Consider the following 12011-nt stretch of genomic DNA (forward strand, 5'->3'; position numbering starts at 1 on the left):
TTGGAAAGAGAAAACGGGGCGGATACGATAACAAACCGTACGGCGCAACGTGCCGTACGGTTCAGAAGAGAGGGAAAATCAGACCGCGCGGAAAGCTATTTCACCGGGGATAACTTCGCCCTGCCAGTACAACTGCGCCGCGACGCGGTCTGCCAGCTGGCGGTAGGTTTCGGTAAACTCGCTTTCCGGGCGCGCCACCACCGTCGGCGTTCCCTTGTCGAGGTCTTCGCGCAGGGTGATATGCAGCGGCAGCTGGCCCAGCAGCTGGGTATGGTATTTCTCGGCCAGCTTTTGCGCGCCGCCGGTACCGAAGATAGGCTCGTGGTGTCCGCAGTTGCTGCAAATATGCATGCTCATGTTTTCCACAATCCCCAGCACCGGCACTTCGACTTTCTCAAACATCACGATACCTTTTTTGGCGTCGATCAGGGCGATATCCTGCGGCGTAGTCACCACCACCGCGCCGGTGACCGGAATGTTTTGCGCCAGCGTCAGCTGAATATCACCGGTGCCCGGCGGCATATCCAGCACCAGGTAATCGAGATCCGGCCACAGGGTTTCCTGCAGCATCTGCATTAACGCTTTGCTGGCCATCGGGCCGCGCCAGACCATGGCGTTGTCGTCGGTGACCAGATAGCCGATGGAGTTGGTGGCGAGACCAAATTTCATAATCGGCGCCATATGGGTGCCGTCCGGCGAAGTGGGACGCTGATCTTCCGCGCCGAGCATGGTCGGAATCGACGGGCCGTAAATATCGGCATCCAGAATGCCGACTTTCGCCCCTTCCGCCGCCAGCGCCAGCGCGAGGTTGACCGCGGTAGACGATTTACCCACCCCGCCCTTGCCGGAGCTGATGGCGATGATGTTTTTCACGCCGTTGATGCCGGGCTGATTTTTTACCCGCTGCAGCGTGGCGATGCTGTGCGTCAGCTTCCAGTCAATAGCTTTAGCGCCGGTAATGCGCAGCAGCTCGGCGCTGCACTGCTCCTTGAGCACCTCAAACGCGCTATGCCAGACGAACGGCATCTGAATTTCAATGTGCACGGTCTCGTCCAGCCAGGCGACGTGATGCAGCGCCTTCAGCGTAGTGAGGTTATGTTTCAGGGTTGGGTGCTGGAAATTAGCCAGGGTCCCGGCGACCATCGCGCGCAGACGCTCGGGGGATTTGGCCTGGGATTGCGAACTCATCCCGACTCCTTTGTTATTGTGAGTTGAATCTTGTGCGTTAAGTTTACCTTAAAGGGAATAATTCCCCCACAATAAGCTTTGGGCTTACCAAATTATTGCCTTTGCGGTAACATCGAAACCCCTTTTTACAATAGAAGATGTAATGCCCACTATGACTCAAGTCGCGAAGAAAATTCTGGTAACGTGCGCGCTGCCGTACGCAAACGGCTCAATCCACCTCGGCCACATGCTGGAGCACATCCAGGCTGATGTCTGGGTCCGTTACCAGCGAATGCGCGGCCACGAGGTCAACTTCATCTGCGCCGACGACGCCCACGGCACCCCGATCATGCTGAAAGCGCAGCAGCTCGGTATCACCCCGGAACAGATGATTGGCGAAATGAGTCAGGAGCATCAGACCGATTTTGCTGGCTTCGACATCAGCTATGACAACTATCACTCCACGCACAGCGACGAGAACCGCGAGCTGTCGGAGCTTATCTATACGCGTCTGAAAGAGAACGGTTTTATCAAAAACCGCACCATCTCTCAGCTCTACGATCCGGAAAAAGGCATGTTCCTGCCGGACCGTTTTGTAAAAGGCACCTGTCCGAAGTGCAAATCACCGGATCAGTACGGCGATAACTGCGAAGTGTGCGGCGCGACCTACAGCCCGACCGAGCTTATCGAGCCGAAATCGGTCGTCTCCGGCGCGACGCCAGTGATGCGCGAGTCCGAGCACTTCTTCTTCGACCTGCCGTCGTTCAGCGAAATGCTGCAGGCGTGGACCCGCAGCGGCGCGCTGCAGGAGCAGGTGGCGAATAAAATGCAGGAGTGGTTCGAGTCCGGACTGCAGCAGTGGGATATCTCCCGCGATGCGCCGTACTTCGGCTTCGAAATCCCGAACGCGCCGGGCAAATACTTCTACGTCTGGCTGGACGCGCCGATCGGCTACATGGGCTCCTTCAAGAACCTGTGCGACAAGCGCGGCGATACCACCAGCTTCGACGAATACTGGAAGAAAGACTCCACCGCCGAGCTGTATCACTTTATCGGTAAAGATATCGTCTACTTCCACAGCCTGTTCTGGCCGGCGATGCTGGAAGGCAGCAGCTTCCGCAAACCGACCAACCTGTTCGTTCACGGCTACGTGACGGTCAACGGCGCCAAGATGTCCAAGTCGCGCGGCACCTTTATTAAGGCCAGCACCTGGCTGAATCATTTTGACGCAGACAGCCTGCGCTACTACTACACCGCCAAGCTCTCGTCGCGTATCGATGACATCGACCTGAACCTGGAAGACTTCGTGCAGCGCGTTAACGCCGATATCGTCAACAAGGTGGTTAACCTCGCCTCGCGCAACGCCGGTTTCATCAACAAGCGTTTCGACGGCATGCTGTCCGCCGAACTGGCCGATCCTCAGCTGTATAAAACCTTTACCGATGCGGCAACAAGCATTGGCGAAGCGTGGGACAGCCGGGAGTTCGGTAAAGCTATCCGCGAAATCATGGCGCTGGCCGACGTGGCGAACCGCTACGTTGACGAGCAGGCGCCGTGGGTGGTGGCTAAACAGGAAGGGCGCGACGCCGACCTGCAGGCCATCTGCACCATGGGCCTGAATATGTTCCGCGTGCTGATGACCTGGCTGAAGCCGGTCCTGCCGCAGCTGGCCGCCCGCGCCGAAGCGTTCCTCAACGGCGAACTGAGCTGGGATGCTATCCAGCAGCCGCTGCTCGGTCACAAGGTTAACGCTTTCAAAGCGCTCTACAACCGCATTGAGATGAAGCAGGTTGACGCGCTGGTCGAAGCGTCGAAAGAAGAAGTCAAAGCGCTGTCAGCGCCGGTCACCGGCCCGCTGGCGGACGATCCGATTCAGGAAACCATTACTTTTGACGATTTCGCCAAAGTCGATATGCGCATCGCGCTGATTGAAAACGCCGAGTTCGTGGACGGTTCCGACAAGCTGCTGCGCCTGACGCTGGATCTCGGCGGCGAGAAGCGCAACGTCTTCTCCGGCATCCGTTCCGCCTACCCGGACCCGCAGGTGCTGATTGGCCGCCTGACGGTGATGGTCGCCAACCTGGCGCCGCGCAAAATGCGCTTCGGCGTTTCTGAAGGCATGGTGATGGCCGCGGGTCCTGGCGGGAAAGATATCTTCCTGCTCAGCCCGGACAGCGGCGCCCAGCCGGGCCAGCAGGTCAAGTAATGACGCATAAAGCGCTGCTCCGGCAGCGCTTTTTTTATTTTATAAATTCTGAAAATTGTATTCTTGCTACCCCCACCCTCGGTGTTCCTGTCAATAGCTGTTAGCATCAACGCCAGGCTGGATAAAAACACAGGGACGTTGATGAAAACCTTTATTTATCAGGACGAAAAATCACATAAATTCTGGGCGATTGAGCAGCAGGGCCACGAGCTGCATCTACGCTGGGGCAAGGTTGGCACACACGGGCAGAGCCAGATCAAAACCTTTGCCGACGCGGCGGCCAGCAAGGCTGAAGTCAAATTGATTAACGAAAAAACCCGCAAAGGCTACGTTGAAGTTACTCGCACCGAGCAGCCTGCCTTACCCGCATCGCCACCAGCCGCCCCACAGCCCGAATACGCCTCAACGCCCTCAGACATCACCCGTCCGTGGCTGGCGGACGATGGCGAACTGCTTTTATCGGATGAGCTGCTTGAAGAGGTGCTCCCTTCTCGCCTCTTTCCCGGTAAACCGATCGCCGCGCCTGAAAATAGCAAACTGATGGACCTCGGCAACGAGATCCACAAACAATCAGGGAATATCGTCACCTTTAACTCTGCCGACTGCTCCGCGTACTGGCAGCAAATCATCAACCAGGCCCTGACCGATGGCCCGCTTTCACCCGCGGCGCTGGCGGTTCAGGTGGCGGTAGCCACGCGCCGCGGCTGGCGCAGCGCTGATAATGCCGGTCTGATGGACGAGATTGTTTACGTTTACGGTCTGGAATATGCCATCGAGATGTTTATCGCCCTGCAGCACATTGAGTTTGATTATAATTATCAAACCCTTCAGGTGACTTTCCGCGCCGAGCCCACCCGCGCGCGCGGGCCGGCGCTGCTCGACGTGCGCCTGCGCGCCCATCTGGCTCATGCGGATGAGGCGCTCTGGCGGCGCTGCGTGGATAAACTGATCGCCGCGTTGCCGGATATGCCCATCGGGCAACAGCCGCTGGTGGCGCTCTTGCTGCCGGAACGCCAGGATATCGTGAACGATATCGCCCGTCGGGTACTGGCGCACAAAAATGTGAAGACGGCGGAATGGCTGAAGGTCGTCGCCCGCGACCCGCAGGTGGTCAAAGCGCTGGAGCCTTACCAGACGGAAAATCTGTTTAACGATTATTACCACGGCAGCGTCTGGAACGCGACGGTGATGCGCGAACAGGGCGTCGCCGGTATCGCCCGCTTTGCGCCCTACGTTCACGATGACCTGTGCGGAGAGCGGGTAAGCGGCGTGAACCATCCCCAGGCGCTGATGCAGCTGATCCGGGTGAGCGAACAAGGCAAACGCTGCCACGAGCGGATGGCCCGCGCCAGCGCCCGCTTCCCGCACGCGGCGCTGGCGGCGCTGGCCGAACTGCTGGCGCAGAAAGAAGAGAAGCGCTGGCGCATTATGCTGATGACCCTGCTGAGCGCGCAGCCGGAGCTGGCGGCGCAAATTTCGCCGTGGCTCTCGTCGCAGGCCGCAACGCTGCTGGCAGCCTGCCAACGGCAGTTAAGCCAGCGGGTCGACTGCGCCGGGGCCGATATTCTGCCGCCGGTGCTGGTTTCGCCCCCGTGGACGGCGAAAAAGAAAAAATCACCGATCCCTCAGCTAAGCTTAACGCCGCTGGCTTTAGAACCGGCCTGTATGCTGACGGAAGAGGCGGCCAACGCGCTTCTCGCCCAGCGGAACTGGTACGCGCAGCAGGTGGAGATGAGCCAACAGGAGAGTGAGAAAGCGTACCTTACGCGCCTGGGTTTCAGGGTCTGGAGCCGTCAAAACAATCGCTATGAACACGCCTCCGACGCCGCAGCAGATGCCTGGCGGCGGCAGAATTATCCCGCGCTGATCGCCGAATTCCACGCTTACCACGCCCCTTATCCGGGGGAGTGGAATCTTTATATGCTCACCGCGCTGCCCGCCGGCCGGGCAGCCGATGCCTGGAGCTCGCTGAGTAAAGAGCCCCATACCGGCGGGGAATATGTGATGGCCTATCTGCGTCTTGCCGGGCTACCGGGTTTTATTCACGCCCTGTCCCGCTATCCGCAGGAGAATTTACCGGTCGCTATCTGGTTTGCCGCCAGCGAACTGGCCCCCATCGTCGCCCGCGCCTTTCACAAGCTGAAAACGCTGCGCGAAGAGGCGCGCGAGTGGCTGCTGGCCTATCCGGAGCACGCCATTGCCGGCCTGCTGCCCGCCGCTCTCGGCAAAGCGGGCGAAGCGCAGGACAGTGCGCGCCTGGCCATACGCATGCTGATGGATAACGGTCATCAGCCGCTGCTTGAACAGGTTGCCCGCCGCTACGATCGGCCGGAGGTGATGGCGGCGGTCGGCGCGCTACTGGCGCTCGATCCGCTGGATAACCATCCGACGAAAATTCCGCCGCTGCCCGCGTTTTATCAGCCCGCGCTGTGGGCGCGACCGCTGCTGCGGGAAAATGGCCTTGCCTTGCCGGACGACGCATTAAAAACGCTCGGCGAAATGCTGCGCTTCCCGTCAGAGGAAGGTATTTACCCCGGCCTGCAGCAGGTAAAAGATCTCTGTACCGTGGCATCACTCGCCGCCTTCGCCTGGGATCTGTTCAGCGCCTGGCAAACCGCCGGCGCGCCGTCGAAAGAGAGCTGGGCCTTTACCGCGCTCGGCATCTTCGGTAACGACGATACCGCCCGCGCGCTCACCCCGCTGATCCGCGCCTGGCCGGGAGAATCCCAACATAAACGCGCTACCGTCGGGCTGGATATTCTCGCCGCCATCGGCACCGATATCGCCCTGATGCAGCTGAACGGCATCGCCGGGAAACTCAAGTTCAAAGCCCTGCAGGAGCGCGCCAGAGAGAAAATCGGCCATATCGCCGCAAGCCGCGCGCTGACCGTGGAAGAGCTGGAGGACCGCCTCGCGCCGGATCTGGGACTCAACGCCGACGGAACCTTGACCCTCGATTTCGGCCCGCGGCGCTTTATCATTAGCTTTGGTGAAGCCCTCAGGCCGTACGTGCGCGATGAAAACGGCAGCCGCCTTAAGGACCTGCCGAAGCCGAATAAAAGCGATGATAAGGCGCTGGCTACCGAGGCCGTTAATCGCTACAAAGCCCTGAAAAAAGACGCCCGCACGATTGCCGCCCAGCAAATCGCGCGCATGGAGTCCGCCATGTGCCAGCGTCGCCGCTGGACGGCGGAAAACTTCCGGCAGTTTCTGGTTAATCATCCCCTGGTCTGCCACCTCACCCGCCGCCTGGTATGGGGAGTCTACGACGCCGAAAACAGGCTGCTGGCCTGCTTCCGCGTGGCGGAAGACAACAGCTACGGTAACGCCGATGACGATCTGTTCACCCTGCCGCAAGGCGCGGTCCAAATCGGTCTTCCGCATCTGCTGGAAATGCCCGCGGAAGACGCCGCCGCCTTCGGTCAGCTGTTCGCCGATTATGAGCTGCTGCCGCCGTTCCGCCAGCTTGACCGCAGCTGCTACACCCTGACGACCGCCGAACTGGCGGCCACCGAGCTGACCCGCTGGGCCGGGCGCAAATGCCCGAGCGGGCGGGTAATAGGGCTGGCGAATAAAGGCTGGCTGCGCGGCGAACCGCAGGATGCAGGCTGGATTGGCTGGATGCTTAAACCGCTGGGCCAGTGGACGCTGGTGATGGAAATCGACGAAGGCTTTGCCGTCGGGTTGCTGCCGGATGAACTCAGCGCCGAGCAGCTGCTGAGCAAAATATGGCTGTGTGCCGAAAATGCGCACCAGTACGGCTGGGGCGGCAACGGCAAACAGCAGGCCACGTTTTCGGTGCTGGATAACGTCACCCTCAGCGAATTGATTAACGATATCGACGGGCTGTTTGAGTAACACAAGGAACGTTTATGCACAACACAGCACTCCCGCCATGGCTGGCGGATGACGCGCAGCTGGAGCTATCCTTTAAAAAGGGCAAACAACCGTTAAGCCATCGCCGCTGGCCTGGCGACCCGGTACCGCCGATCGAAGAGGGACGCCTGCAACGACTGGCGAACGATATTCCCTCGCGCTATCAGCATATTCAGGCCCTTACGTGGGACTATGAAACATGCACTGCCGAATGGCGGCAGGCTATTGCGCAGGCGGTCGGCTATGTGGGCGAAGCCAAACCGGCAATGCCCCCCCGCGCGCTGGCGGCGCTTACCCGGCTGGCAGAAGATGACAGTCCCGAGCTACTCGATGAAATCGTCCAGCTAAGGGGCGTGGAATATGCCACCGAAGTGGTGATTGAACGGCAATTTATCACCGTGACCCACAGCAATCTTCAGCCACCCAGCATCGTTTTTTCTCATCCGAAAAAAGCGTACCAGTACGGTTTTCGCTGCGATACTTACCACGAATTCGATCTGCGTCTGCGAAAACACCTTTCGCTGGCTGAAGAGGCGATCTGGCTACGCTGCGCTGACAAACTTATCCGCGCGCTCCCTGATATCGAGCTTAATCGTAAACCGTTTATTGCCCTGCTGTTGCCGGAACGACCGGACGTTGCGAATAGCCTGCTCGACGCTGATAAATACGCCAGCCGTTCATCAAGCGAGTGGTTGAAAGCGGTAGCGACCGATCCTGCTAAGCTGGCAGTACTGGAGCAATCCTGCTGGCTTGATGTCTTTACCGATTGTCAGGCCAGCGAGATGTGCGACGAAAACCGCTACGGTTACTCCGCCTGCGCGGCCCTGCTGCGCGAGCAGGGGCTGGCGGCGATCCCCAGGCTGGCGATATATGCGCACCGGGATGACTGCGGCAGCCTGCTGGCGCAAATTAACCATCCGCAGGCTATCCGGCTGCTGCTGCTGGTGGCGGATAAAAACAAACCCAGCCAGCAGCGCGTGTCAACATTCGCCAAAAAATATCCCCATGCAGCTCTGGCCGCTGTAGCGGAATTGCTGGCGCTGCCGGAACCGCCCGCTCGTCCGGGCTATCCTGAGATCGCAGAGAAAAAGCGTCCGCAGCAGCAGAAAAAGCGTGAAGAAAGCTGGAGAATGCTGCTGCGGACGCTGCTCAATACGCATCCTCAGCTGGCTGAGCAGGTTACTCCCTGGCTAAGCACGAAGGCACAGGAACTTCTGGCGGCCAGCCGACCATCGATGCCTTCAGACGTTACGCTGGCAGCCGATCGCTCCTGCCTGCCGGAGATCCTGCGCTCGCCGCCGTGGCGCGGCAAAAAGAAAAAAGTCGCGCCCCCGCGTTTTGCGCTAACGTCGCTGACCGTTGCGCCTCAGGAGCACTGGCAGCCAGGAGAGCGGGAAGCGCTGGCTGCCAGCAAACCCGCCTGTTTCTTTAATAACCTTCCGCTCGATGAACGTCTCGCCAGCATAGGTTGCACCATCGTCATGCAGGAGCTGGGCTTTCAGAGTATTGAATACCTGTTCCACCAGTACACGTTATGCGGCAAGCGGGACCATTTCGATACGGAGAAATATTTTCATCGCTATGTCTGGTGGGGCAACGCCTGCCACGCACTGCAAAACTTCGATATCGCTACGCTACTGGAGGCATGGGGGGATTACCTGGTAAAGGCCTACAACCCCAACGACTGCTGGAATCTTTATCTGCTTATGCAGCTGCCTCGCGAGCGGGCGCTGGTGGCCTGGCAGGGCATCAATGCCGCTAACTTTAGATTTGTCGGCGCCGAATATGCGCTGAGCATTCTCGGGACCGATGCCCTACCCGGCCTGCTGCTGGCGCTGCAGCATCGGCCAAAGGAGATCTTCCCCCTGCTGACGCATCTCGGCGCAACGGAGCTGGCGCTACCGATGGCCCGCGTCTGGCGACGCTTGCAGGCGCACAGCCAACTGGCTCGTCAGTGGCTCCTGCAGTGGCCGGAGCACGCAGCCGCCGCGTTAATCCCACTGGCGTTCGATAAAGCGGGCGATAGCCGCGAGGCGGCTATTAACGCGCTGCGTCTGCTGTACCAGGAAGGCCACCATGAACGGCTGAAAGCGGTAGCACAACGCTGGAACGAACCGGCACTGTGGACGAAGCTGGAACAGCTGCTGACGCAGGATCCGCTGGACAACTACCCTGTCCGCATTCCAAAAGTGCCTGACTTCTGGCAACCGACGCTCTGGCGCAGGCCGCGGCTTATCGGCACCGACCAGCCGTTGACTGACGATGCGCTGGAGATCTTCGGCGAAATGCTGCGCTTCGCCCAGGGCGGCCATCATTACGGCGGGCTGGATTTAGCCAAAGCCGCCTGCCAGCCCCAATCGCTGGCCGCTTTCGTCTGGGATTTATTTAACGCATGGCAGACTGCCGGAGCCCCAGCCAAAGATAACTGGGCGTTTCAGGCGCTGGGGATTTTTGGCGATGAAGCGACAGTGCGTGATTTAACCCAGCTTATCCTGGCCTGGCCGCAGGAAGGGAAATCCGCCCGCGCCGCCAGCGGGCTGCATCTTCTCACCCGCATCGGCAGCGATATGGCGCTGCTGCAGCTGCACCACATCGCGCAGGGCGCCAAATCCCGCCCGCTGCGCGAAAGCGCCAGGCAGTCTCTTAAAGAGGTCGCCGAAGCCCGCGATCTCAGCGAAGAGCAGCTGCAGGATCGGCTAACGCCTACGCTGGGGCTGGACGATCCCCAAACGCTGGCTTTTGATTTTGGTTCCCGCGGCTTTTATGTCCGTTTTGATGAAAATCTGCTGCCGGTGATTTACGACCAGCAGGGAGCGCGGCAAAAGAGCCTGCCGCGCCTGCGCGCCGAAGATGACCAGGTAAAAGCCGCGGAAGCGCTGGCCAGGCTGAAAGGCCTGAAAAAAGACGCAGCCCAGGTGGCCAAACGCCTGCTGCCGCATCTGGAAAACGCCCTGCGGCTGGCACGGCGCTGGACGCGAACGGAGTTTCAATCGCTGTTTGTCGATCATCCGCTGACCAACAATCTTACCCGGCGCCTGGTATGGGGAATCTACGCCGCCAGTGAACCCCGTCGCCTGCTCAACGCCTTTCGCGTCGCCGCGGAAGAGGAATTCTGCGATGGCCAGGATGACCCTATCGCTCTACCGGAAGAGGCGCTGTTCGGCCTTGCTCATCCGCTGGAAATGGATGACGCGACGCGGGCAGCATTTAGCCAAATTTTTGCCGATTATCAGCTATTGCCACCGTTCCGCCAGCTAACGCGCCAGACGGTGCAGCTGCTGGCGGAAGAAACCGCCCGCAGCGAGCTTACGCGCTGGCAGGGAAAATCAACAACCTGCGGGCAATTATTGGGCATCCGCAGTCGCGGCTGGTGGCAGGGCGCTGAAAACCGTTTCTGCTACGATGTCGGGCGGCATCGACTGATTCTGGAAATCACGCCAGGGTTCGTGCACTACAACATGGATGCGAAGGCTCCTCAGCGGTTTGCCGCCATCAGACTCTATGATGGCGAACGGCCCGCTGCGTTCTCACAGCTCGATCCACAGGATCTCAGCGAGGCGCTAAGCACGATTGAGGTCATTTTCCGTGGATAAGCAAAGCGCGTTTACGCTATTCGCTGCACATAGGATAAAAACGCTCCCATTACCGCGGTCTCTTTAAGGAAGAAACGATGATACAACAGGAACCACATCTTCAGCGCCCCCCTGCCGCCATACTTTACGCCGATGAGCTCGCCCGGCTGCAGCAGAACGACTGTTTCCCCTGCCCGCCCGGCTGGCAGCTAAGCCTGCCTGCGGCGCGCGCGTTTATCCTTGGCGATAGCGCTCGCGACATCAGCCGCAAGGTGGTCATGAGTCCGGCCGCCGTCGAGCGGATGCTGGTCACGCTGGCGACCGGGCGCGGCCTGATGCTGGTCGGCGAGCCGGGCACGGCTAAATCGCTGCTCTCGGAGCTGCTGGCCACCGCCATCTGCGGCGACGCCGGGCTCACCATTCAGGGCGGCGCGGCGATTACCGAAGATCAAATCAAATATGCCTGGAACTATGCGCTGCTGATAAACCAGGGCCCGTCGACGCAGGCGCTGGTGCCCGCCCCGCTGTATCAGGGCATGCGTGACGGTAAAATCGTCCGCTTTGAAGAGATTACCCGTACGCCGCTGGAGGTTCAGGACTGCCTGCTGGGGATGCTATCCGACCGCGTCATGGCGATCCCGGAGCTAACCGGCGACGATAGCCAGCTCTATGCCCGCGCCGGATTTAATATTATTGCCACCGCCAATACCCGCGATCGCGGGGTTAACGAAATGAGCGCGGCGCTAAAACGCCGCTTCGACTTCGAAACCGTCTTTCCGATTATGGATTTTCAGCAGGAGCTGGAACTGGTGGCTAACGCGTCGGCCCGCCTGCTGGAGCATAGCGGCATCCCGCATAAAGTCCCCGATGTCGTACTGGAACTGCTGATCCAGACCTTCCGCGATCTGCGCGCCGACGGGGGTAAGAAAACCGCGATGGATACCCTCAGCGCGGTGATGTCCACCGCCGAAGCGGTCAACGTCGCCCACGCCGTCGGCGTGCGGGCATGGTTCCTCGCCGGTCGCGCCGGCGAACCCGCCGACCTGGTAGACTGCATCGCCGGTACCATCGTGAAAGACAATGAAGATGACCGCGCCCGCCTGCGCCGCTATTTTGAACAACGCGTCGGCACGCATAAAGAAGCCCACTGGCAGGCCTATTATCAGGCCCGCCACCGCCTGCCGTGAGGG

General features: G+C 59.9%; 5 protein-coding genes. 4 read left to right on the top strand and 1 reads right to left on the bottom strand.

Annotation, left to right across the window (positions count from 1 at the left end; genetic code table 11):
• Nucleotides 1-78: 78 nt before the first annotated feature.
• The gene (apbC, locus tag BWI76_RS19420; RefSeq protein ID WP_004122768.1) at nt 79-1188 is read right to left on the bottom strand and encodes an iron-sulfur cluster carrier protein ApbC; all 1110 of its coding nucleotides are present in this window, start codon (nt 1186-1188) and stop codon (nt 79-81) included.
• 151 nt (nt 1189-1339) lie between these two features.
• On the opposite strand from apbC, the gene metG reads away from it, so the two are divergent.
• The 4 genes from metG (at nt 1340) to BWI76_RS19440 (ending at nt 12008) form a co-directional block, all read left to right on the top strand.
• Nucleotides 1340-3373 (top strand): methionine--tRNA ligase, encoded by a 2034-nt coding sequence (gene metG, locus BWI76_RS19425; RefSeq protein ID WP_004138615.1) that lies wholly within the window; start codon nt 1340-1342, stop codon nt 3371-3373.
• A gap of 141 nt (nt 3374-3514) precedes the next feature.
• Nucleotides 3515-7231: a WGR and DUF4132 domain-containing protein gene (locus tag BWI76_RS19430; RefSeq protein ID WP_064371596.1), complete on the top strand. Its 3717-nt coding sequence runs from the start codon at nt 3515-3517 to the stop codon at nt 7229-7231.
• 14 nt (nt 7232-7245) lie between these two features.
• Nucleotides 7246-10842 (top strand): DUF4132 domain-containing protein, encoded by a 3597-nt coding sequence (locus BWI76_RS19435; RefSeq protein WP_004138611.1) that lies wholly within the window; start codon nt 7246-7248, stop codon nt 10840-10842.
• A 77-nt stretch (nt 10843-10919) separates the two neighbouring features.
• Complete coding sequence (locus BWI76_RS19440) at nt 10920-12008, top strand: ATP-binding protein (RefSeq protein WP_004138609.1); 1089 nt, start codon at nt 10920-10922, stop codon at nt 12006-12008.
• The last annotated feature ends 3 nt before the right edge of the window (nt 12009-12011 follow it).

It is taken from the genome of Klebsiella sp. M5al (genome assembly GCF_002090195.1).
GTDB lineage: Bacteria > Pseudomonadota > Gammaproteobacteria > Enterobacterales > Enterobacteriaceae > Klebsiella > Klebsiella grimontii.

Bases quoted from the DNA above. Each gene is read 5' to 3' on its own strand.
- metG (WP_004138615.1), top strand. From the start codon at position 1,340: ATGACTCAAGTCGCGAAGAAAATTCTGGTAACGTGCGCGCTGCCGTAC.
- BWI76_RS19430 (WP_064371596.1), top strand. From the start codon at position 3,515: ATGAAAACCTTTATTTATCAGGACGAAAAATCACATAAATTCTGGGCG.
- apbC (WP_004122768.1), bottom strand. From the start codon at position 1,188: ATGAGTTCGCAATCCCAGGCCAAATCCCCCGAGCGTCTGCGCGCGATG.
- BWI76_RS19440 (WP_004138609.1), top strand. From the start codon at position 10,920: ATGATACAACAGGAACCACATCTTCAGCGCCCCCCTGCCGCCATACTT.
- BWI76_RS19435 (WP_004138611.1), top strand. From the start codon at position 7,246: ATGCACAACACAGCACTCCCGCCATGGCTGGCGGATGACGCGCAGCTG.